Source organism: Pseudoalteromonas sp. XMcav11-Q (assembly GCF_040104525.1).
Classification (GTDB): Bacteria; Pseudomonadota; Gammaproteobacteria; order Enterobacterales; family Alteromonadaceae; genus Pseudoalteromonas.
The window spans coordinates 16,987-40,360 of the sequence record NZ_JBECOX010000011.1; the positions used below are offsets into that span (position 1 = coordinate 16,987).

The 23,374-nt window shown below is 42.8% G+C and carries 18 protein-coding genes and 2 pseudogenes; 18 read left to right on the forward strand and 2 right to left on the reverse strand.

Features of this window, described 5'->3' with window-relative positions:
- From ABMY45_RS16780 to ABMY45_RS16815, 8 genes are all read left to right on the forward strand, one after another.
- Positions 1–993, forward strand: coding sequence for a TauD/TfdA family dioxygenase (locus ABMY45_RS16780; protein ID WP_010604448.1), 993 nt, complete (start codon positions 1–3; stop codon positions 991–993).
- 271 nt (positions 994–1,264) lie between these two features.
- Positions 1,265–2,254: a methyltransferase gene (locus ABMY45_RS16785; RefSeq protein ID WP_102056221.1), complete on the forward strand. Its 990-nt coding sequence runs from the start codon at positions 1,265–1,267 to the stop codon at positions 2,252–2,254.
- 21 nt (positions 2,255–2,275) lie between these two features.
- Positions 2,276–3,106 carry an amidohydrolase family protein gene (locus ABMY45_RS16790; protein WP_010604446.1) on the forward strand — a complete coding sequence of 277 codons (831 nt, stop codon included), beginning with the start codon at positions 2,276–2,278 and terminating at the stop codon, positions 3,104–3,106.
- Between the two features lie 47 nt (positions 3,107–3,153).
- On the forward strand, positions 3,154–4,725 hold the full coding sequence (locus ABMY45_RS16795) for an NAD(P)-binding domain-containing protein (protein ID WP_010604445.1): 1,572 nt from the start codon (positions 3,154–3,156) through the stop codon (positions 4,723–4,725).
- 608 nt (positions 4,726–5,333) lie between these two features.
- Complete coding sequence (gene prfC, locus ABMY45_RS16800; RefSeq protein ID WP_010604443.1) at positions 5,334–6,923, forward strand: peptide chain release factor 3; 1,590 nt, start codon at positions 5,334–5,336, stop codon at positions 6,921–6,923.
- Positions 6,924–6,947: 24 nt separating this feature from the next.
- Positions 6,948–8,690: an arginine--tRNA ligase gene (gene argS / locus ABMY45_RS16805; protein ID WP_174171069.1), complete on the forward strand. Its 1,743-nt coding sequence runs from the start codon at positions 6,948–6,950 to the stop codon at positions 8,688–8,690.
- A 67-nt stretch (positions 8,691–8,757) separates the two neighbouring features.
- Positions 8,758–9,399 (forward strand): pyridoxamine 5'-phosphate oxidase, encoded by a 642-nt coding sequence (gene pdxH, locus ABMY45_RS16810; RefSeq protein WP_199539682.1) that lies wholly within the window; start codon positions 8,758–8,760, stop codon positions 9,397–9,399.
- Positions 9,365–10,168, forward strand: coding sequence for a TatD family hydrolase (locus tag ABMY45_RS16815; RefSeq protein WP_349289215.1), 804 nt, complete (start codon positions 9,365–9,367; stop codon positions 10,166–10,168). Before pdxH ends, ABMY45_RS16815 begins: the two co-directional genes overlap by 35 nt.
- Before the next feature lie 460 nt (positions 10,169–10,628).
- Here the strand turns inward: ABMY45_RS16815 and ABMY45_RS16820 are convergent, their stop codons facing one another.
- On the reverse strand, positions 10,629–11,357 hold the full coding sequence (locus tag ABMY45_RS16820) for an alpha/beta fold hydrolase (RefSeq protein WP_206471851.1): 729 nt from the start codon (positions 11,355–11,357) through the stop codon (positions 10,629–10,631).
- A 69-nt stretch (positions 11,358–11,426) separates the two neighbouring features.
- Positions 11,427–12,083, reverse strand: a complete 657-nt coding sequence (locus tag ABMY45_RS16825; RefSeq protein ID WP_206471852.1) for an AhpA/YtjB family protein — start codon at positions 12,081–12,083, stop codon at positions 11,427–11,429.
- 95 nt (positions 12,084–12,178) lie between these two features.
- Between ABMY45_RS16825 and serB the strand changes: the two genes are divergently transcribed.
- The 10 genes and pseudogenes from serB to ABMY45_RS16875 all read left to right on the forward strand — a co-directional run bounded on the left by serB (position 12,179) and on the right by ABMY45_RS16875 (position 23,211).
- Entirely contained in the window at positions 12,179–13,192 is a 1,014-nt protein-coding gene (serB, locus tag ABMY45_RS16830; protein WP_349289216.1) for a phosphoserine phosphatase SerB, read from the forward strand.
- Positions 13,193–13,358: 166 nt separating this feature from the next.
- Positions 13,359–13,631, forward strand: a complete 273-nt coding sequence (locus ABMY45_RS16835) for a helix-turn-helix transcriptional regulator (protein ID WP_095727217.1) — start codon at positions 13,359–13,361, stop codon at positions 13,629–13,631.
- Positions 13,632–13,884: 253 nt separating this feature from the next.
- The gene (locus ABMY45_RS16840; protein ID WP_308374737.1) at positions 13,885–14,385 is read left to right on the forward strand and encodes a hypothetical protein; all 501 of its coding nucleotides are present in this window, start codon (positions 13,885–13,887) and stop codon (positions 14,383–14,385) included.
- Between the two features lie 1,556 nt (positions 14,386–15,941).
- A pseudogene (locus ABMY45_RS16845) lies at positions 15,942–16,844 on the forward strand (phage late control D family protein); the annotation flags it as partial.
- A gap of 1,911 nt (positions 16,845–18,755) precedes the next feature.
- Positions 18,756–19,013, forward strand: a pseudogene (locus tag ABMY45_RS16850) (hypothetical protein); the annotation flags it as partial.
- A 494-nt stretch (positions 19,014–19,507) separates the two neighbouring features.
- The gene (locus tag ABMY45_RS16855; protein WP_349289217.1) at positions 19,508–20,257 is read left to right on the forward strand and encodes a PoNe immunity protein domain-containing protein; all 750 of its coding nucleotides are present in this window, start codon (positions 19,508–19,510) and stop codon (positions 20,255–20,257) included.
- 9 nt (positions 20,258–20,266) lie between these two features.
- Positions 20,267–21,058 (forward strand): PoNe immunity protein domain-containing protein, encoded by a 792-nt coding sequence (locus ABMY45_RS16860; protein WP_349289218.1) that lies wholly within the window; start codon positions 20,267–20,269, stop codon positions 21,056–21,058.
- A gap of 117 nt (positions 21,059–21,175) precedes the next feature.
- Entirely contained in the window at positions 21,176–21,862 is a 687-nt protein-coding gene (locus ABMY45_RS16865) for a GAD-like domain-containing protein (RefSeq protein ID WP_266071505.1), read from the forward strand.
- Between the two features lie 78 nt (positions 21,863–21,940).
- Complete coding sequence (locus ABMY45_RS16870; protein WP_266071506.1) at positions 21,941–22,408, forward strand: SMI1/KNR4 family protein; 468 nt, start codon at positions 21,941–21,943, stop codon at positions 22,406–22,408.
- Positions 22,409–22,692: 284 nt separating this feature from the next.
- Positions 22,693–23,211 (forward strand): group-specific protein, encoded by a 519-nt coding sequence (locus tag ABMY45_RS16875; protein WP_349289219.1) that lies wholly within the window; start codon positions 22,693–22,695, stop codon positions 23,209–23,211.
- Positions 23,212–23,374: the final 163 nt, after the last annotated feature.

Genomic DNA, 23,374 nt, shown 5'->3' on the forward strand with positions numbered 1-23,374 from the left:
ATGGTAGATACAATAATAGATGGTGCTGATATTAAGTCATTCGCGACGTTGATTGAGTCCAACTTAACGCCGTCCTCGGTCACTAACCCTACTTTTTTGTCCGGTATCGCAATAGCAGATCCCGTTTTATGGGCAAGTACAAATCGGGAAGCTATTTTAGATTTATTGCAACGCGATGCTGCACTGGTTTTTAGAGACTTCTCATTACCAACTCCTGAGCATTTTGAAGCATTTGCCGCAGCCATTTGTCCTGACCTTTACGGTAACTATGGCGATTTACCGAAAAAAGAGGTTGGTAAGAAAATATACAAGTCCACACCATACCCTAATAACATGAAAATACTTTTCCATAATGAAAGTTCCAATACTGGGGTTTGGCCAACAAAACAATTCTTTTTTTGTGAACAGCCAGCGGCTGTCGGAGGGGCAACGCCATTAGTGGATTGTCGTGCTGTATACAAGGCTTTACCGGAGCATATCAAGCAGGATTTTTCAGCAAAGGGATTGAAATATACGCGTAACTTCTCTGCTGGGTTCGATGTGTCTTGGCAGGACTATTTCAAAACAGACAGCCTTGATGAAGTCAAAACTATTTGTGAACGGCTAGGGTTAACATTTAGTCACGACGCAGACGATACGATAACTACAGAGTTCACAACGGCTGGCGTACTGGTCTTATCTCCAGAAGAAGTAAGCTTTTTCAACCAAGTGCAACTACATCACCCATTTTGTCTAGAACCTCAGGTGAGGGCCGTTTTGCTTGAGTTGTTGGGGCAAGATCGATTACCACGAAATGTTACATTTGCAGACGGGAGTGTTATTTCTGATGAAACAATGCAGCTGATTGCAGAGGCCTATGAATCCTGCGCTGTACGGTTTACGTGGCAACAAGGAGATGTCGTAATGGTTGATAACCGCATTATTGCGCATGGTCGAGATGAATTCGACGGCAATAGAAAAGTTGTAGTAGCGATGGCAGATATGAAAAATTGAACCATTTTGTATCATTTGTAAATTATTTATTTACTTGAAATTAATTAAATTAACATGTTAACCTGTTCGCAAAGTGTTCAGTTTTGGTCACTATTGACACATTTTTAATCATGATTGAACAGCTAAACGCTGAAAGTCAGGCGAGTGTTTTCTGCCCCTCCTTGCTTTCAAGCTATGTAGCCAAGTACTTGATGTAACGACTTCTCTTTACTGCAGTTCAAGTATTCCTAGCGAATTAATTACAAGTACTGTCTATAGGTAGGCAAGGAAAATGAAAGAATTGTATAGTCTTGAGGAGTACGACAAGCATTTATATGGTTATGTCGTTACTGAATTACTTGCTCTGTGTTTTAAATACAACATATTTGAACGGTTAGTTCAGGCACCAGGAACAAATATCGGCCAGCTAGCGCAAGAGCTGAACCTAGCACCTGAAGCTCTGCATCGAATGTTATTGACGCTTAATGCACTAGATATTCTCACGGAACGTGGTGATGGCTTCGCTGTTGAGGATTATTATCTTCCCTTCTTCGATAAAACCCACATACGTTATTTAGGAAACTTCACTCAATTTGTATGCGATCAAGGTCGCAAGTCCATATTTAAGTTAGAAAACCTTTTGACTGGTGAAGAAAAGCCTCGCTCGCCATATGATGATATATACAGCCAAGACAAAAGCTATAGTTTTGCTGCTGCGATGTGGGAGCTGAGTCACTGCTCAGGCCAACCCTTAATCTCATTTTTACCTGACGCACTCGGAGATGTTGTTGACGTTGGTGGTGGTGCAGGTGCAGTAGCCAGTATGCTGATCGCTGCAAACAAGGCACAAAGCGTTACAGTATTTGACCTTCCTGAGGTTGCTTCTGAGTTTGATAGGTATTGTAATGATAATCCCCTTTTTCACCGCATTCGATTTAAAGCTGGCAGCTTTTTTGAAGACTCGATACCTAATGGCAATAACTATTTGCTGAGCAACGTTTTATCTAATTGGAATGAGAATTCATCAGTAGCCATCCTCACTAAAATTCACGCTCAGTTGGCCGCCGGAAATGGCGGTAAAGTATTCATTTTGGAAAGACTTTTTGATGTTGCTGGAAGTCGCTATTCAACTGCTGTAATGCACTTAAACATGATGCTCCATACCGAAGGCGCACATCGTAGCTTTGAGCAGTATAAATCTCTTTTACACCAGGCGGGTTTCTCTTGTGTAGAGCTGATAGAAACAGGGACTGACAGGCATATCGTAACCGGTAGTTTATAAAAAAATACAAAAGGAAATACCATGAATAATATTATCGACTTTCATATCCATGCGGGTGATTTCCCGCAACTGCGTGAAGACATCCAAGATTTAATACAAAAAATTCCGTTAGAAGATGGGGCTGATGTTAAGGAGCTATTTTCAAATGGTGAGGCAATGTCTGCCTACCTTCAAAACGCGGGTGTAAGCACAGGGATTATTCTGGCTGAATGTGGGCCGGGTACAAACTATTCTATTACCAGTGAAATGATCGCTAACCGTTGTAAAGATAACAATAGTTTAGTGCCTTTTGGTAGTGTTAATCCTAATTATCACAAGGATCCGATAGCTGAATTTCATAAAAGTATAGAGGCTGGAGTCAGAGGGTTTAAATTCTATCCTGCTGATCATGGTTTTGATGCATTAAGTAGTGACATGATGGAAATTTATAAACTCTGTGAACAGCATGGAGTGGTGATCATGTTTCATACCGGGTTTACGGCTCAAAAAGATACAGAACAAATGTACTGTAACCCCGCGGACTTTATTCCTATTTTTGAGGCATGTCCTGAGTTGGCAGTCGTATTGTGCCATGCAGGTAAGCCGCACTGGTACAAAGAATCTGTTGAAGTAATTACTAAGTACCCAAATGCATTTATTGATACTGCGTTAGTACCAATCGATGTGGTGACTGAGTTGGTTCGTAGTAACCCCAAAGTAGTAGACAAAGTTTTATTTGGCTCAGACTGGCCTGTATGTGGCAATTATGAGGCATTAGTTGAGCGCTATTTACACTCTGGATTGAGTGAAGTGCAACTGCAAAAAATAATGCGTACCAATGCATTAAGTCTGCTCACTCGTAGAGATTTTTAAGCATCACTGCTTGGACTCAACCGTCATCAAAAATTTGGAGTTTAACCGTGAATAGTACTGAACATAACACGCAACATATCGACCATATTATCATTGGGGCCGGACCTGCAGGGGTACAATTAGGATATTACTTTGAGCGTGACCAAAAAGACTACCTCATCTTGGAAGCCGGTGAGCAACCGGGGAATTTTTATAAAAAGTTTCCGAGGCATCGTAAATTAATTTCAATAAATAAGCGATTCACTGGGAGCGACAATCCTGAATTCAATATGAGGCATGACTGGAATTCATTGTTGTCCGATGATTATTCTTTGTTATTTAAAGATTATGATAAGGAGTTTTTTCCTCAGGCAGACAGCTTAGTTACGTATATGCAAGATTATGTAAATCACTTTGACATTAAAGTGAGATGTAACACTCGAGTTGTTAATATAGATAAGGAAGATGCACTATATAGGCTAACAGATCAAAATGGGAACGTTTTTCTTGCTAAGAAGTTAATCGTTGCAAGTGGCTTTTTGAAACCACATATCCCACAGATTAAAGGAATTGAGTTAGCTGAAAACTATACTGAGATGTCAATTGACACAAAGGATTATGAAAACCAAACAGTACTAGTGATTGGTAAAGGTAACTCAGCCTTTGAAACTGCCGATCACTTAGTTTCCTCTGCAGCCATCATCCACCTTTGTAGTCCTAATTCTGTAAATTTTGCATGGAAAACACACTACGTGGGTCATTTGAGAGCGGTGAATAACAACGTGCTTGATACCTATCAACTCAAATCGCAAAATGCAGTCTTGGACGCAGAGATTATGTCGATTGAATGCGTAAATCAACGCTTTAAAGTATTATTTAAATACAAGCATGCTGAAGGGGAGCTAGAAGAACTATGGTATGACAAAGTACTTTGTTGTACTGGGTTTGCTATTGATACTAGTTTGTTTAGTGAAGAGACGAAGCCAGAGCTCACAATCAAAGATAAGTATCCAAAATTAAATAACGATTTTGAATCGGTTAATCAAAAAAATATGTATTTTGCGGGTACTTTGACCCATTCGTTAGATTATAAAATGGCGACATCAGGATTTATTCACGGGTTTAGATATAATAGTCGAGCATTGAATACGATATTAAACAAAAAGCAGGGCGAGCATTACCCTGAAGTTACCTGTAACAACGAAGATGTTGCTCAACTCGTGCTTGATCAGGTTAATGAGTCCGGTGCTATGTGGCAGCAGCCTGGATTTATAGGTGATTATTTTTACCCAGATGGTGACAAAGTACATTATGGTTTTTCTTTACCAATAAATCATGTGCTTGAATCTTTAGCAAAAGAGAAAAGACAGTTTTTCACCGTAACACTAGAATATGGTATAGATGCGGACTTTGACCCGTTTACTGCCAACCGGATCCATAGAGAAAATGTCGCGGCTTCAGATCACAGCCAATTTCTTCACCCAATAATTAGAGAGTATCAAGGGACGGAGCTAGTTTCTGAACACCACGTTATTGAGGATCTATTGGCGATTTGGAAAGAAGATATTCACTTACACCCACTACAATCTTTTATCAATGAAGCAATTCGTTTAGTACAAAAAACTGAAGAGTTGGCCTAATCCCCTATGAAACAGCCCCAAAGCAAGTGTTTCGGGGCTGCTTTCTTTTTGAGTCCTGCAAAACAAATTTTCCCCATGCGTTGTATTCCATCACCTTTTAAGGTGTCGATTAAAATGTTGGTACGAGCGCCAGTTGAGCTGTGCTGTTTAATACCAATTTGTCTTATTATTTGCTCAATTTGAAGAATCAAATCTGATGCTAACTGCGTTAAATATTTCTCATTTATTTGGAACTACTAAAGGGCAAGGTTATTGCCTTACTCATATGGACATAGGTAGCTTGTCGCTAGTAAGGAACGGGAGTTGAGCTCCTAACTTTACACAAATATTTCGCTATGTTGTTTAACCAAAAAAGGTAAGTGACGGTTTCAATAGCAAGGTTGGTGTACAATAAGCGTAAATAGCCTTTCTGCTAGAAAGGCATTAATTATCCGAAGTTCAGGTTAAATAGTACGCGATTCGGCAAACATTGATTGTTTATAAAGTCAAGATCAGCGAAAATAGCGGCCAACTACGATTAACATGACGGATTTGACAAGCGAAGGGCAAGAAAGAGCGTGCTTCCGAAAATATGTACAAATCCGTGTACAAACTAAAAGAATTTATACATGGCTACCCAAGATTTTCTTAATGAAATCAATAAGCGAAGGACCTTTGCAATTATCTCGCACCCGGATGCGGGTAAAACCACTATCACTGAAAAAGTACTCTTATTCGGGAAGGCGTTACAAAAAGCCGGTACGGTTAAAGGCCGTGGCTCAAATCAACACGCTAAATCAGACTGGATGGAAATGGAAAAAGAGCGTGGTATCTCGGTAACAACTTCCGTGATGCAGTTTCCATACAATGATGCTTTGGTGAACCTACTTGATACCCCAGGACACGAAGATTTCTCTGAAGATACTTATCGTACGTTAACCGCGGTTGACTCATGCTTGATGGTGATTGATGCAGCAAAAGGTGTAGAAGATCGTACTCGTAAACTAATGGAAGTAACACGATTACGTGACACGCCAATCGTTACCTTTATGAACAAATTGGACCGTGATATTCGTGACCCAATGGAGCTACTTGATGAAGTCGAAACCGAGCTCAACATCATGTGTGCACCGGTTACTTGGCCAATTGGCTGTGGTAAAGAATTTAAAGGCGTTTACCACATCCATCGTGACGAAACGATTTTGTACCAAACAGGCCAAGGTCACACTATTCAAGATAAACGCATTATCAAAGGACTAGATAACAGCGAGCTTGACGCCGCTGTGGGTGAAAGCTTAGCTGAGCAACTACGTGAAGAGCTTGAGTTGGTAATTGGAGCCTCACACGAGTTTGACCGTGAGTTGTTTTTAACTGGCGAATTAACTCCTGTGTTCTTTGGTACGGCACTTGGTAACTTTGGCGTTGACCATATGCTTGATGGATTAACTGAGTGGGCACCAAAACCACTACCACGCCAAACCGATGACCGTGAAGTAACAGCCGACGAAGAAAAGTTCTCTGGTTTCGTGTTTAAAATCCAAGCAAACATGGATCCAAAACACCGCGACCGTATTGCCTTTATGCGTATTGTTTCTGGCAAATATAGCCAGGGCATGAAGATGAACCATGTGCGTCTTGGTAAACAAGTCAGTATTGCAGATGCGGTAACCTTTATGGCCGGTGATCGTGAACGCGCTCAAGAAGCGTTTGCGGGTGATATTATCGGTCTACACAACCATGGTACGATCCAAATCGGTGATACCTTCACACAAGGTGAAACGCTTAAATTTAGCGGTATTCCAAACTTTGCGCCTGAGCTATTCCGTCGCATTCGTCTAAAAGATCCACTCAAGCAAAAGCAACTTTTAAAAGGTTTGGTACAACTTTCTGAAGAAGGTGCGGTACAGGTATTTAGGCCACTTATCAACAACGACCTGATCGTAGGTGCGGTCGGTGTGCTGCAGTTTGATGTGGTTGTGGCGCGTTTAAAGTCTGAATACAACGTGGATGCGATTTACGAGAGTATAACGGTTCAGACCGCACGCTGGGTAAGCTGTGATGACGAGAAGAAAATGGCTGAATTCCGCCGTAAGTGTGAGCAAAACTTGGCACTAGATGGTGGTGATAACCTAACTTACATCGCACCAAGTCGCGTAAACCTGAATTTATCTATGGAACGTTACCCTGACGTGAAGTTCCATGAAACTCGTGAACACTAATCGCTGCGCATTAAAGGAAAACAGATGAACATCAAAAGTATTTTAATTGAAAAAGCCAATGCAGCGATGCAAGCGGCTGGTATCCCTGAAGGTACAAACCCAGCGGTAACACAAAGCACGCGTCCTCAGTTTGGTGATTACCAAATTAACGGTGCGATGGGGGCTGCCAAAGCACTAAAAACCAATCCAAGGGAGTTGGCGCAGAAGATCATCGACAACCTAGATGTTGCTGATCTTGCAGAAAAAACGGAAATCGCAGGCCCAGGTTTTATTAATATTCACCTCAAGCCTGAGTTTTTAGCCACAAGCCTAGAGGCGGCAAATACGGATGCCAAGCTAGGTGTTGCTGAACATGCTACGCCTCACAAAGTCGTGGTAGATTTTTCTTCGCCAAACCTTGCTAAAGAGATGCACGTAGGTCACCTGCGCTCAACTATCATTGGTGATGCTGTTGTACGTGCCCTTGAGTTCCGTGGTGATACCGTTATTCGCCAAAACCACATGGGCGACTGGGGTACCCAGTTTGGTATGTTGATAGCACACCTTGAAGATTTGCTAAACCAAGGTGTTGACCTTGAAAATGTCGCACTTGCGGATCTTGAAAGCTTTTATCGTGATGCGAAAAAGCGCTTTGATGACGAAGCCGGTTTTGCCGATAAAGCCCGTGATTACGTAGTCAAACTTCAAAGCGGTGATGCGCATTGTAAGAAGCTATGGCAAATGTTTATCGACACCTCAGTTAAACATTCTGAAGAAGTATACGGCAAGTTAAATGTGACGCTTACGCGTGATAATATCATGGCAGAAAGTGCCTACAACGACCGTCTTGCCGGTGTAATTGAGCTATTAAAAGAGAAAGGCATTGCGGTTGAAGATCAGGGCGCTCAAGTAGTATTCCTTGACGAATTGGCAAATAAAGACGGTGAACCTTCCGTATTTATCGTGCAAAAATCAGGTGGTGGTTTCTTATATTCAACGACGGATTTAGCCGCCTGTGATTACCGCTCAAATGAGCTAGATGTTGATCGTATTCTAATTTTTGTTGATGCGCGTCAGGGCTTACACTTCAACCAAGTTGAGATCACAGCACGTAAAGCGGGTCTTTTAAAAGACAAAACCAGCTACGAGCCTAGCCTGTTCGGTACAATGATGGGTAACGACGGCAAACCGTTTAAAACTCGTACTGGCGGCACGGTGAAGCTATCAGACTTACTTGACGAAGCGGTGAGCCGTGCGACAGAAAAACTTGCTGACAGAGCTTCTGACTTATCTGATGAAGCACGCCAAGAAATCGCGCGTAAAGTGGGTATTGGTGCAGTGAAGTACGCCGATCTGTCAAAGCACAGAACCAGCGATTATATCTTTAACTGGGATACGATGCTGAGCTTTGAAGGGGCGACAGCGCCATATTTGCAGTACGCCTATACCCGTGTGCGTAGTATTTTCCGCAAAGCAAACATGGATAGCGCTAGCCTAACTGGTCGCATTCAAATTCAAGCACCACAGGAAAAGGCACTTGCGCTCAAACTGCTGCAATTGGAAGAAGTACTTGATCTGATGATCAGCGAAGCAACGCCACACGTATTATGTAGTTATTTATATGAGCTCGCGAGCTTGTATATGACATTCTATGAAGCGTGCCCAATTTTGAAAGATGATGTAGCAGCAGACGTCCGTGAAAGTCGTCTCTTGTTATGTAATCTGGTTGCTAACTCACTGAAAACCGGTCTAGATTTGCTTGGTATCGAAGTGATGGAGCAAATGTAAGTTAGTTTTAACTTGCATTAAGGTATACTAGAAGCCGCTTTATAGCGGTTTTTTTGTAAAGGAAATAGTGATGAAACTTGAAGACATTCGCAGAGAATATACCAAAGACGGTTTACGTCGTGAGATGCTAAAAGACACACCCGTTGAGCAGTTTGAAACCTGGCTACAGCAGGCGATTGATGCCAAGTTTACCGACCCAACAGCGATGGTCGTTGCTACGGTTGACGAGCACGGCCAGCCGTCTCAACGCATTGTTTTACTTAAGCATGTAGACCAGCACGGTTTTGTCTTCTTTACCAATACCGGTTCACGCAAAGCGCAAGAACTAAAGCAAAACAACAAGATATGCTTGCACTTCCCGTGGCATGAAATTGAGCGTCAGGTTATCGTGTATGGTGAAGCAGTCCCGTTACCAACCAGTCGCGTTGCCAAGTATTTCTTATCACGACCAAAAGAAAGTCAGCTTGCAGCGTGGGCGTCTCAGCAATCGCGCCCCGTGTCATCTCGCCAAGCCTTGATGCAAACCTTTAGTAGCATGAAAGACAAGTTCGCTAAAGGCGAAATTCCACTACCTGATTTTTGGGGCGGTTATTGCGTGGAGCCCACTAAAGTTGAGTTTTGGCAAGGTGGAGAGCACCGTCTTCATGACCGCTTTATGTATGTGAAGCAAGCCGATGGCAGTTGGGAAATTGAGCGGCTCAACCCATAAATTCGCCTTTATAGATAGTCACTGTCACCTCGATTTTGACGAGTTGGCAGATGACCTAGCTACGCATATCAAAGCTGCCCGCAGCAATGGTGTTGAACGCTTTGTGGTGCCTGGCGTTACGCTCAAGCAGTCTCAACAGCTTGTTGATTTTCAAGCACATCATCCACAATGTGAAATCGCCGCGGGGTTACACCCTTATTTTATTGGCGAACATTGCGACGACGATATGACCGCGTTGGTAGAGTATGTAATACACAATCGTACCCAACTGTGTGCGATAGGAGAGTGCGGTATTGATACAACCTGCGATGCACTTGAGCGGCAAATTGCACTGTTTGAAGCGCATATCGCACTGAGTAATCAGGTAAAGCTTCCGCTAATCGTCCATCACCGTAAAAGTCATCACCTAATTGCTGCCGCGTTTAAACGTGTTAAGCCACAGTATGGCGGGGTGATCCACGCCTTTTCAGGTTCAAAACAGCAGGCTGAATATTATATCGCTCAGGGTTTTAAGCTAGGAGTAGGTGGCACAATCACCTATCCAAGAGGCGAAAAAACAGCGCAGGTAATATCACAGCTGCCGCTTGAAAGCCTAGTATTGGAAACCGATTCGCCGTCGATGCCGTTACATGGTTATCAGGGGAAGCCGAACTCTCCTAAGCGAGTCGTCCAAGTATTTGACAGGCTTTGTGAATATCGAAGCGAAACACCAAGCGAGCTTGCCTCAGCGCTCTATCGAAATACCACACAGTTGTTCGGCTTGGGCTAAATTGATGATGTCGAGATAAATCTCGACCTACGAGTCAATATCACAAATGGGATATAAAACCATACCTACCAGCAATAGAAAAGCAGGTGTAGGAGCCGGTTCACCCGGCGATCTTGATGCTTTTACCGCGATATAAAACCATACTTACCAGCAATAGATAACCCGTGTAGGAGCCGGTTCACCCGGCGATCTTTTGGTTTTTACCGCGATAAAAAACCATACTTACCAGCAATAGAAAAGCAAGTGTAGGAGCCGGTTCACCCGGCGATCTTTACGCTTTTACCGCGATATAAAACCATACTTACCAGCAATAGAAAAGCAGGTGTAGGAGCCGGTTCACCCGGCGATCTTGATGCTTTTACCGCGATATAAAACCATACCTACCAGCAATAGAAAAACAAGTGTAGGAGCCGGTTCACCCGGCGATCTTTAAGCTCTCCCGGCATAACACCAACAATACTCAAGCCAATTGCCGATTAATAATTGAGATCATCTCATCAGCGTATTGGTGAATAAAAAAGTGCCCACCAGAAAACTCAGTAAGCTGATATGGTTGTGCTGTTAGCTCTTGCCATGCTGCGACATGTTCATTCAAGATCTCATCATCAACACCATGAAAAACATGGATAGGGATGGGTAAAGCTCGCTGCTCTGCGACATAGGTGTCTGCTATTTTGAAGTCGGCCCTAAGCAATGGTACCAGTAACTCCATTAGTTCTTTATTTTCAAGAATCTCTTTTGGCGTGCCATTTAAGTCACGTAGCTCGGCAATAAATTCATCATGTGGCAGACCGTGTAAATGGCGTTTAGTTGAGGTGCAATGCGGTGCACGACTCGCAGAAGCAAATATTTTACGTGGAGTAGGTAAGCCTGCGTCTAATAATTGAAAAGCAAGCTCATATGAAATGCGACTACCAAGACTATGTCCAAAAAACGCGAAAGGCTTACTGGTCATATAGTCTTGGTGTACCATGAGTTCAGAGATAATATCCGGCATGTTGTCTATTGCTGGCTCTACCAGTCGAGCCCCTCTCCCCGGAAGCTGCACAAAAACGAGCTCAACACATTCACTTGCCTTTTCGATCCATGGCGTAAATATTGCTGGGGAGCCACCCGCGTAGGGAAAGCAAAATAGTCGCAACTCAGCGTTTGGATTGGGTTTTGGGGTAATAAAAAGTTTACTATTCATATCCTTTGTTGTTCGATTTTATTTTAGGTTAACTATTATGTTATCAACTTTATTACAATGCTAACAGCTTTACCCCTGCTCTAATTCTTCTGCCCGTTTTTCAGGCGCAGGAAGCATCTTTACTTTCTTGCGAATTTTGCGTTTTACTTCCCAGCGTTTTAATGCTCGACCTATTTGCCATGTGAATACCATAGTAATCACCAGCATCAGTAAAACGACTCGTCCAAGTTCGTGGAAATGAGAGTGGCTTTGTGACATAGCAGCTTCTGTCAAATAGACCATATTGACGAACCCAAGAGGTTGTCCCATCGGCGTATATACTGGTTCAGAAATAATGCTTTTGGTTTTACTGAGCCCAGGTAAGGTTTGAGGTAGCTGCTGATAATCTGTGGGTGAGGAATTACCGTCGTTACCAACAATAAAGCGTCCTTGATAATCATAAATTGCGACTTGAAGCACAAAGTCATCGCTAGCGAGGTGATTTGCCAGTGCGCTGAGCCTTGGTGTATCACTGCGAGAGAGGGGCAATGCTACATTTTTTGCGAGCTGCTTGGTGAGACTTCTTGCGGTAAGGTCTGCGCCATTATGGAGCAAGCGATGAGATTCAAAACTGGTATTAAACGCAAGCCAAGTCACCATAATTAAACACGTCGCGGCGATGCACAGGCGAAATAATCTACGCCCTCTGGTCGAGTTTAACACTTCTAATACATGTAAATTTTTCATATTTATCGCATATTGCCCGCTTTTGCTAAGGTCCAGTGCTGACAGCTTAGCGCAATCATGTTAAAAATCGGCTTAACGCTATCAAGGAGCAACTTATGTCGTCAATCATTCAATTCGCTAATCGTGAACTAAACACACCAATTCAGGAACATATGGCGCTGGATCATTGGTATAGTTGCCAAGGTAACACAAGCCTCACACAAGTAAATCAATTACCTGAGCTGACGACCCAATCAATATGCTTTTTTGGCCCAAATATACAATTGCAACACCTTCTGGAAGTCGCGAAATTTCTTCGAACATTTGCTATCGAGCAAACTTATTTTACGGCATATCAACCTCATGAACAGCTCCCGGTTGCATTGGGTATGCGTTTTAACGCATCGCAATTGCCGAGCAAGGCTGAAGTAAGAGATTTTGCAAAAAGCATTAATGCGCAAGGTGCGATTATAACGCAAGCACCTACTTTAGAAGAACCAGGGCTACTTGTGATGGATATGGACTCCACCGCAATTCAAATTGAATGTATTGACGAAATTGCTCGATTGGCCGACCGATATGATGAAGTGGCTTCTGTCACCGCACAGGCAATGGCCGGGGCACTCTCTTTTTCTGAAAGTCTACACCGCCGCGTTGCATCACTTTCTGGCGTACCGTTATCACAAATTCAATCATTAAAAGAAAACTTACCGCTAATGCCCGGCATAGAACTGTTGTGTCAGGCGCTCAAACAGCATCACTGGCATCTTGCCATCGCCTCGGGTGGCTTTACATGGTTTGCAGAATCATTGATAGAGCCACTCCAGCTAGACGCTGTATTTGCCAATACCCTAGAGGTGGAAAACGCGCACCTCACCGGCAAAGTGCTAGGAGATATCGTAGATGCCGACAAAAAGGCGGAAGTGCTAGGTCAACTTGCAACCCAGTATGCGATCCCAATGACTCAAACCGTTGCCATTGGTGATGGCGCAAATGACTTAGTGATGATGGCAAACGCCCAGCTAGGTGTGGCAATCCATGGTAAGCCAAAAGTGGTAGAAAGTGCCGACGCTGCGATTTGTGAAGGATCTTTGTTACAACTGTTATATTTGCTAGGTGTGCCGAAATAATCGGCATTTATAAAAACTAAAGCCTGTTAAGTGTTGTTGATTTTTTGTGTTTTTTTGTTATCCTCTAGGAGTTTCAGGCTCTATAATAGTTGAAATGCAGAAAGCTTTTGCAGCAAGTTTTGTATTTCAATGTTAATTACAACATTTTAGCAGGGATATAACAGCTTTGTTTTTCTTTAAAAACAGTATATCAGGTGATGACCTTCGCGCACTTAGAAAGCGTAAAGGGGTCTCCATGCAAAAAATGGCAGATAAAATTGGTGTGTCTCTCAGGACGATAGAAAATTGGGAAACCGGTGTCGGTCAGCCTAGAGTCGATCAGTTTTTGCAAATATGTATCTATTGCTCTATCGATATTAAAGGTTTGATGCATCAAATCAGGGAATGTGATGCTGAGCAAGATACACATAGAAATGATAAATTTGCTTCTAAAAAATAGACTTACCTTTCTTAACTGTGACCGCTTTAGTGTTATACATTCAATCTTGAATGTATAATCCGTGTTTAGTGTGGCAGTTTAGTACCTCCGTCACTGAATTTAGCTACAAAATTATTTTTAAAATAACATTTAAGGCTTTGATCCTGAAACTATGAAGCTGCTGTTAGCATTGCATTTTACCCTTCTAAGTGTTCTGTATTTAGATCATCCTTTTCTAGATCGTTTGGGCGTTATTACGGCGCTTGTTGTGATCATGATTTGGTATCGAGACAATGTGAATGCTGTACATATCTGTGCAATTCAATTGACTGTTGTTACCCTAGAATATTCAGTATTTCACTTTAATGTGTTTGCGTTGCATGAAAGTTCGTTGCATCTGTGGAAAAATACACGTATTTATACGATCCATTTTATAACTGACACCGTTAACTTCATTGCTTTAGCATATCGTCCAGCGCTTTCTAGGATGGTACTTAGAATACGTAATAGGTCTTGTGAAGACGTACATTTTACTATCTCTGATATGACATTAATGACGATCTGCCTATTATTTATTGTAGCTGACTTACTAGCGATGTTTGAAAACTTTATTCGCAACCTTGATTACCTTGGCTTCGATGAAGAATTCGCCAAGCAATTTTGGGACTGGAACTGGGTTTTTTATAACTATCCGACGATAAAAAGTATTTTAGCCGGTGTTGAACTATGGGCTATTCTATCTATCACAACGCATGCTAAAAAGCTGAAATCATAGGTTTAAACCACTGTCCCTGACTGGTTTCGACGCCCATCCATGGGCTACGACATACTTTTCTTTGATGCCCAAAGAACAAGTAAGCAAAAGAAAGGGCACTCCCAACATCACACTGACTCCTCAAGTAAATTGCCAATATGAACGTCACCGCTGTGTAAGGGCCATCCTTGGCCCTGTCACCGCTTTTCACGCATCCATGCGTTGAAATGACTCATTGGCAATTTACTTTCGGGTGTGATGAGGGAGACACAAGGCGCTGATAAATTATTGTGGTGCTTGCAAGCAACTATGTTTCTGATGGCTTTGTGGACAGCTAACAGACAACTTATTTCCCCCTCCATCACACCCGAAAAGCATAAGCCGATATGCAATGTGCCGACAGGATGTCGGCCAAGTCTTGTCTGGCACAGGGACGTGCCTTACAAGACGGTTGCACTATATCGGCTTAGGGTTTGAGGATTGAGTGTGATGCTGGGGCGACGTTTTCTTGGTTCGTTCTTTTTCGTCGTTTAAAAAGAATGAACGAGGAGCGCATGGATGCGCTTTGATACGAGCCATGGAGGGTAAGGCTAATATGTCCTCCTGACGGATTTCGACGCCCATCCATGGGCTACGACATACTTTTCTTTGATGCCCAAAGAAAAGGTAGCAAAAGAAAAGGCACTTCTTCACCCGAAAAACATAACTTCTCGGCGGGTAAACCGCCTCCCACAAAACTATTTACACTGTGAGCTTGGAGGCTACGCTGATAGTTTTTGTAACCCTTGCAAACGGCTTAATCGCTAAAATCGTAGACGATCTCACAAGCAACGTATTCCCCCTCCATCACACCCGAAAAGCATAAGTCGATATGCAATGTGCCGACAGGATGTCGGCTAAGTCTTGTCTGGCACAGGGACGTGCCTTACAAGGCGGTTGCACTATATCGGCTTAGGGTTTGAGGATTGAGTGTGATGCTGGGGCGACGTTTTCTTGGTTCGTTCTTTTTCGTCGTTTAAAAAGAATGAACGAGGAGCGCATGGATGCGCTTTGATACGAGCCATGGAGGGTAAGGCTAATATGTCCTCCTGACGGATTTCGACGCCCACCCATGGGCTACGACTATCTTTTCTTTGCTTGCCCAAAGAAAAGGTAGCAAAAGAAAAGGCGCTCCCAACATCACACTGACTCCTCAAGTAAATTGCCAATATGAACGTTACCGCAGTGTAAGGGCCATCCTTGGCCCTGTCACCGCTTTTCACGCATCCATGCGTTGAAATGACTCATTGGCAATTTACTTTCGGGTGTGATGAGGGAGACACAAGGCGCTGATAAATTCTTGTGGTGCTTGTAAGCGACTTAGCTGCTTCAGGAGATAAAATCAGAATTAACAATCAGCGCTACTTTCCTCTCTCCAGCACACCCAATAAGCATTCGAATGCTGATTAAAAAAATGAGTTAAAAATGCTTGCCTTTTATGTAACAATAGCGCGCAAATAAAAACCAATTGCAGCACACTAGGAAGTAGTACTGCGTATTGGTGGAACGGCTTTAACCAACAACAGTGGACATAAAAAATGCAAACAAGGATTGTGGTGTATGGTACTAACCATCCTGTACATGTCGTCGATTTTGAGCTCACGACCTGTATCAATAGCGGCTTTTTACTCAAAGCGAACCTAGAATCCCAATTTGACCTGGCTGATGAATTACTCGTCGGCAATATGCTCACGTTTGAAATTGAGTCACCAGATGCAATATCAACATATTTCACTGGGACTTTGTTTGATATCCAATCTGGTTTTGTGTCTGAGCACACCTGTGGTGCAGAGGTGGTCTTAAAGCCTCGCCTTGAGTTACTTAGGCAAACTGAAAAAAGCCAAATCTTTGTACAAGCCAATGTTCAGTCTGTCCTCAATAAGTTGATACAAAAAGCCGGCTATTCACAAGACCGGATAAAATGGCGAGTCACTAAAGATTTACCCACGCTACCGCAGTGCGTACAAGCGCTAGAAAACGACTACACCTTTTTCACTCGACTCTTAGCTAAATACGGCTTAATTTATTGGTTTGAATGCCATGATTTTATTGAGTCGATAGTGATTGCCGAGGGGAATCTTGCAAGCCCCTATATTGAGCGAGGCTTGCTGTCGGTAACGGATAAAGATGGTCTGGTGCACGAACATGAAACCGGCTTTGTTGGGTTTACGCAGTGCCAAAGCCGCCATCGTTTTAGAATGGGTGGCTCACAAGTGCATATGAATGCCCATCCACCAACCTCGGTCAGCTCGGCCCAGCGTAGCTATTTTGAGCCTGCTGCACAAAATCCTGCTGAGCAATTTGAGCGCACTGGCAATCTCGAGCTTGCCTATCAACAAGGTAAAAATGAAGTCACGCTGGTAGGAAACGTAGCCGAAGCCAATGCCGGTTATTCGTTTTCGTTAAATGGTAAATTGGGCACAGCGAAAGGTGGCGATTATACCTGTATTCGCAGTAAACAGGTGTATAAGCAAGGCAGTGCCAATGACCCTAAGCAAGTTGCGCATCATAGCGAGTCGGTGTGTGTACCACGGGGTGAGCCAATACGTATCGCGCCCCCAGAGCATAGCCCCAAGCCGATGGTGTTTACCGCCACAGTGCGCTCGCTGTCGGGGTCAAAGGCCAATCCTCACTTAGATGCACAAGGGCAATATGCCACGCAAGTACATTTTGATAGTCAGGTGACTGAATCGGTAAAGCGCCTCACACAATATGCCTGTCGTGGTCAAAAGCAGCCGACAGGGTTACACTTTCCACTGCTGCCAGACAGTAATGTGCTCATCGGTTGTATGAACAACGACCCTGACCAAAGTTACCTGTTAGGGTTTGCGCTTAATGACACGCAACCATCTGTTGTTACTAGCGCCAATAACGCCCAAAACGTGTTGTGCTCTCGCGGCCAAAACCTGTTGATGTTTGATGACACCCCAAAAACCCCGCATATTGTGTTGCAAACCTTAGCAGGCAACCAGCACTTGGTGTTACATGGGGATAAAAAGCAGCCTTATATTCACTGGCTTGCGCAACTAGGCGCAATGAACATTTTTGCAGCCAAAGACATACAACTTGGCAGTGTTAAAAGCGCAATTCGACTACTCACCAATAAAACCTTTATTGCCAGCGCCAAACAACAACTGGCACTGGAGAGTAAAAAGTCGGTGATTGCTGATGCAGCAACCAACCTAGACGTCACCGCCAACCAAATTGACGTCAGCGCCAAACAAGATTTGACCTTTAAGGCGGGTCGCAGCCATCGCAGTGTTATCCAAAGTGATATCAACCTCAAGGCAGACAACAACCTCACCATCACCGCCCCAGCGGGAAGTCAACTCATTCAAAGCCAAGGCAATATCACAGTAAAAGGCAGTGGCTCTGGCAACCTCACCCTTGCCAATGGCGGCAGTGAAATCAGTATTGACTCAAGTGGTAACGTCAACATCTTTGCAGACAAGTTACTGACCTTAAAAGGCAAAGCCATGACCGTGTTTGACGGCAGCATGGAGCAAGATATTGGCGGCAAACAAAGCGCCACGATGCCGAGTGTACCGCAAATTCAAGCGCTCTCTGAGAATGCTCGACTCTCACTTGCCGCCGATGGCATTGCCACCATGATGAGCAGTACCATTGAGCTGTCTTATACCTATCAAGATGGCAGCCCAATTATGGGCGCACCTTATACCATTCGATTTGCAAACGGCACAGCGCTGACCGGTTACTTAGATGACAGCGGTAAAGCAAAAATTGAGAATGCACCACCCGGTCAATATACCGTGCAATATGGTGAGGATAAACGCGATTACCTACCAGAAGATAATCGCCCTAAAAATCCACTGTATGGACAAATCACCCCAGCGCGAGCGGCTGAAATGGTACGCAGCGGCAATACCGCACCACTGATAGAAGCCAATGGCATTGCAACCCAAGCAGGTGATTGGTTATGGGGCACACTGCAAGGCGACTTTAATCAAAACCCCTCTACGTCACAAATCGTGGTCGGCACCTTGATTTCCATGATACCGATTATCGACCAAGTCATGGATTTACGAGATATCATTGCCAATGTCATGTTACTGACCGACGATGATGAAGCCAACGACACCGACGCTTGGCTTGCCTTTACCCTCACCGGCATTGGTTTAGTGCCAGTTGTGGGCTCAGCAGTCAAAGGCGTGGGAAAGGTTATCTTAAAAAATACCGGAGAATCTCTCTCTGCTGCGCTTGCCGTTTTACGCAAGCTCGGTAAAGGCGACCCAGTTAAATACCTAAGAGACATCAACTGGCAAGACCTAGGAAAACAATCCGCCACGGAAGTTAAAAACATCGTCAAAGGCCTGCGCGATTCACTTGATGACATGTCTAGCAGTTGGCACTACGACCTACTACTTCCAGACGCCGCCATCGAAGGCATGCAAGCCACGGTTAAGCGCCTAGACGACGTCACCCCCAAAATCGACCAGCATATGCAACAAGCCGCCCAAGAAATCGGACAGCGAGTTAATAAAGCACTGGATGAGTATCAAGGGGAGTTACCACAGGTTGGTGTTACCAATGTGCCGAAGAAATCTAAAGCGCCGGAGCTTTCAGCTCCAGAAGGAAACGATCTCAAAGGTGCCCCAGTTAACAAAGTCAATCCGCCATCACGCAAAACGCCTAGTGACTTTACGCAGCATAAATCATTAAGCCATAGAAAAGGTGCTACTGGTGAGTACAATGCACACCAATTAATGCTGGAAAATGGTTTTACACCGCTAGGTAAAACCGACGGTAATTATAAACCAGGACAATCCGGTATTGACGGAATATATCTGCACCCAAATCCACCACCGGACTATGTGATTACAGAAGCCAAATATAACACCTCTCCATTAGGTATGACTAAAGATGGTAGACAAATGGGTGATGACTGGATCACAGCCGAACGGCTAGAAAAAGCAGGTATAAGTAGAAGAGATAGAAAAAAAATACTTGATGCTTTAGCTGATGATGATGGCTCGGTACTAAAGCTATTAATTAGAAATGAAATAGATGGAAACTTAGCTGTTGAAGTACTTGGTAAAGATGCTAAAACGATTGATAATCAATTTAAATTTTAAGAGATATTAAGATGTTAAGAGATACTTTAAGAGATAAAGCTTACTTTGACGAAGCAGTTGAGTTTTATAGCGATGCAATAACTGAAGATGTTGAGAAAATCACTTCTAGTAATCGTCCTAATTTGGTGAGGATGAAACGCACCTTTAACTTAATAAACGAAGTTTTAAGTTACCTCCAAGTAAAATACTCTCGAGGGGATGACCTTATTGAGTTTAGAGCTTTTATTCAGGACCTGCTTACTTATCGCAAATGGCAAAAGGACTTTGCAGATGATCTATCAGACGTAGAACAAGTTGAGCGTATTCCTATAGAAGAGTTGCACCAAAGCGATTTACGGAACTATTTAAAGTTATTTAGCTTCGCCTACTGCTTAAATATGGGAAAAGATTACTACTTACAATTATTAGAGCTTATTGGAAATCAAGGACACGATGCACTATTTGATAAAATTGCGATTGCGCTAGGTGACACTGATCGTGAAATAGCAGCGGATACTCTGTTCAAAAAACGTTTCGATAAGCTGTACAAAGTAGTTGAAGGAAGTCCAGAGCAACGTCCAGCACTTGCGAAATCTTATATGGAGGCTTGGTACGTTTTGGAGGAAAGTCCCGATATACATTTACTGGATAATGATGCTTACGATGGCTATTGGTGCTGGGAAATTGCACTTGTTGTTAAGTTATTCAATATTGATGATAGCAGCTTTATTGACCACCCATATTACCCTAAAGACCTCGTACATTGGCAAGAGAATCAGTAGGAGATAAAGGTGCGCGATACACGGAGAAGTAACGATTATTACGAAGAATTCTTAGTCGACATTGAAGTTGGCATTAAAGAAACACAAGAAGCCCTCGACGCAGGTAATTTTACCACACCTAGCGAACGAGTTAATGTTGCCCAGCGTATATATCAGCTCGCGATTATGCGAGCGGTAGCGCACTACTCATATGGTGCTCACCTTGGGGATGTTAAGCGCTATACCGAAGCGATTTTGCCGTATCGCAAACAACTGACTCACTACTGTGATAAGTTACCTGCAAATCATCAAATATACCGCCATGCTTTTGAAAAGTTGGGCGGGCAAATCGATGCTGTCGGCTCCCCTAATATCAATCGTTATATCTACACTTTGTGGTGGCTGGCACTTTTACAAGCCTGTGATGTCGCTCCAGCTCATATTCAAGAAGTGCTCGATGTTATTGGCGAACGCGGCAAAGACACCTTACTTGATAATGTAGCCATTGCACTTGGTGATAACGATAGACCTATTTCGCCCACACTCTATTACCCTGAAATCTATCAAAACCTTTCACTCGCTTTTACAGTACCCAATGAACAAAAGCCTGATTTACTCAACCAATTTGCACAAAGTTGGTACAACAAGTTAGAGGGTTTGGCGGACTGGCATGATAATCACACCTGTGAATGCGAATTCGAGTACACGGATTATTATATTGGTTATTGGTGCTTTGAATTAGCTTTAGTCGCTAATGTTCTAGAAATACCAAGAGAATTCTTGGAAGATAGCGTTTATGTTCCGGTTGATTTACTCAGATAAACCACCTCTACATAAAAATATTAATGGGGTCCTTTCAGATATGAGTATTGAGGCACAAAACACATTATTTACATTTAGTACAAGTGAATCAAATATGAATCTATATAGGTGTAAATAATGAACAAGTTTTTTGACAATTTTTATAACTTTGGTGGGTTTGGTCCAGCGATAGAAGCAATTCAACCAACTGATGAGCAGATCCGGTTCTATCAAGGAACTTTACCTGACAATTTGCTTGAATACTGGAAAGAATACGGTTTTTGTGGTTGGGGGAAAGGCCGTTTATGGATGGTCAACCCAGCTGATTATCATGATCTTTTGGCTGAATGGATTAGAGGTACTCAGTTCGAAAAAATGCAAAATGACGGTATAGATAGTTTCTATGTCATTGCAGTAGATGCATTTGGGAAGATGTATATTTGGGGTAAAAACTCGGGTAATTGCCTGAAAATCACTTCTCCCTACGGCATGATATTTCCTAATTTTAGTAACGATGATTACTTAGAAGATGGTGAGGAGCTAACTTTGGACTTATTTTTCTCAACAAAAATGAGCACCGAAATTGATCTAAAAGATCACAATGAAAAGCCTCTTTTTGAACGTGCTGTCGAAAAGCTAGGCCATCTTGAAAATGGAGAAATCTATGGCTTTGCGCCTGCTCTTGCCCTTGGTGGCGAACCTAAGCTTGAGAATCTCCAAAAGGTAAAAGCCACGGAACATTTAGCTTTCTTAGCTGACCTTGGGGAGAAACGTGTTATGGCGGATATCGTCGCATTGTCCAAAAAATTATCCCATAATCAGTAACATCTTTTTAAGTCTTTTCAAGACTCAGATGCCGCAAGGCCTAGGCCAATATTTTCCAGCAAAAGGCATAGACTATATATGATTACTCAACGTAACGACTCTTATGAGTTAAATAACTCAAGCATCTTTGATTTAGAAAACTTTTGCAGAATTAAACTTCCGTATTCGTTTATCGAGTTTTTCCGCAACAATAATGGCGTTGCTTTTGAAGGGCTCACTTACACCATAGACAATGAGGAACGGTTGATTGAACGGGCACTTCTTATCACAAACGATTCAAAGTTGTCAGACGATATTATGCAGTACGAAATAAAAGTGGTACTCGCTCAGATTGAAGAACGCCTAACCGACAACGAAGATTTAGTGGGTGTTGAGTTACTTCCTTTTGCTTATGTCTTTGGTGGAGACTTTTTATGTTTAAACTTCAAAGATAGCGATATTGAGCCGTCAGTTGTACTCTGGGATCATAATGAATCAGATGAATTAAGTCCTGTTTTTGTACTAGTTTCGGATAGTTTTGAAGCTTTTGTTGAACGTCTCTGCTAGGCTGAATATAGCTAATATAAACGGTTAGTTTGCTTTCTCCCTTATCAGCATTGGGTATTGGATGTCGTGTTTAAGGAAGATACTTGTCAGATAAGTAAAGCAGTTTCGGCGGGAAATCGCACTCCGTTCAGATGGGTTGTTTATAACTTTGTAAAACACACTGGTCGTGGAGATTCGATACGTCGCAAATATGTACGACCCTGTATTGACTATGAATTCAGAGCAGAGTTGCTCTTCAGTTAATTGCTGTTAACTAAGTATGCTTTCACCCTAAGGAAATATCTGTGTTTGATGGAATAGTAATAGTAGTTATACGCTATCAAAGCAAAATTCGCTGGTTTAAGGGTGAACGAGAGTTATGGATATTAGATTTGGTAAAACTAAGAGACGCTTTTATAGAAAATGGATATCAAGTTCCAGAGCTTGACGACTCTGATAGGTTTGGCCTCCATACTTTAGATGAAAATAATGTAGAAACTTTTCTGGATAAAATTCAGGGTAATGAAATAAGTTGCAGCGAACTAAGTAAGAGACTGGCATCTAGGTTCCCATCAGCTAGATCTTGGTGGGATGTTGCTGATTTATTCCCTAGCATGTTTATCGACTTTGATGCTAAAAGTGTAGCCGCATTTTATCATGAGGGCGTGCAAATGGAAAAGTACATACCACAACATTGGAACGGTGAATTTATAGATTTTGCAAATGAGTACCCAGAGAATATTTTTCCTGATGATGACAAGTTCTGGGTAAAAGGCGATTCTGACTTACTTAAAGTTCTAAATGAACGAGCTAGAAAGCAATGATACTATTCGAAAGCTGTGTTCGCTGATTTTCGGAGAAAATTAGGACAACACATCTAAGATAAAAGCTTTTATTAAATAGTCAGGATCACCAGCTCAACTCATAACTTCTTAGCGCTTCGCGTGTCCGAGTTAATTGAGAATACTAACATCGTTTTACTACCTT

What these genes read in the sequence shown, in the direction of transcription:
- serB (WP_349289216.1), top strand. Translation starts at nt 12,179, where the DNA reads ATGTCGTCAATCATTCAATTCGCTAATCGTGAACTAAACACACCAATT.
- argS (WP_174171069.1), top strand. Translation starts at nt 6,948, where the DNA reads ATGAACATCAAAAGTATTTTAATTGAAAAAGCCAATGCAGCGATGCAA.
- ABMY45_RS16840 (WP_308374737.1), top strand. Translation starts at nt 13,885, where the DNA reads ATGATTTGGTATCGAGACAATGTGAATGCTGTACATATCTGTGCAATT.
- ABMY45_RS16870 (WP_266071506.1), top strand. Translation starts at nt 21,941, where the DNA reads ATGATTACTCAACGTAACGACTCTTATGAGTTAAATAACTCAAGCATC.
- ABMY45_RS16780 (WP_010604448.1), top strand. Translation starts at nt 1, where the DNA reads ATGGTAGATACAATAATAGATGGTGCTGATATTAAGTCATTCGCGACG.
- ABMY45_RS16855 (WP_349289217.1), top strand. Translation starts at nt 19,508, where the DNA reads ATGTTAAGAGATACTTTAAGAGATAAAGCTTACTTTGACGAAGCAGTT.
- ABMY45_RS16820 (WP_206471851.1), bottom strand. Translation starts at nt 11,357, where the DNA reads ATGAATAGTAAACTTTTTATTACCCCAAAACCCAATCCAAACGCTGAG.
- prfC (WP_010604443.1), top strand. Translation starts at nt 5,334, where the DNA reads ATGGCTACCCAAGATTTTCTTAATGAAATCAATAAGCGAAGGACCTTT.
- ABMY45_RS16815 (WP_349289215.1), top strand. Translation starts at nt 9,365, where the DNA reads ATGGCAGTTGGGAAATTGAGCGGCTCAACCCATAAATTCGCCTTTATA.
- ABMY45_RS16790 (WP_010604446.1), top strand. Translation starts at nt 2,276, where the DNA reads ATGAATAATATTATCGACTTTCATATCCATGCGGGTGATTTCCCGCAA.
- ABMY45_RS16825 (WP_206471852.1), bottom strand. Translation starts at nt 12,083, where the DNA reads ATGAAAAATTTACATGTATTAGAAGTGTTAAACTCGACCAGAGGGCGT.
- ABMY45_RS16785 (WP_102056221.1), top strand. Translation starts at nt 1,265, where the DNA reads ATGAAAGAATTGTATAGTCTTGAGGAGTACGACAAGCATTTATATGGT.
- ABMY45_RS16865 (WP_266071505.1), top strand. Translation starts at nt 21,176, where the DNA reads ATGAACAAGTTTTTTGACAATTTTTATAACTTTGGTGGGTTTGGTCCA.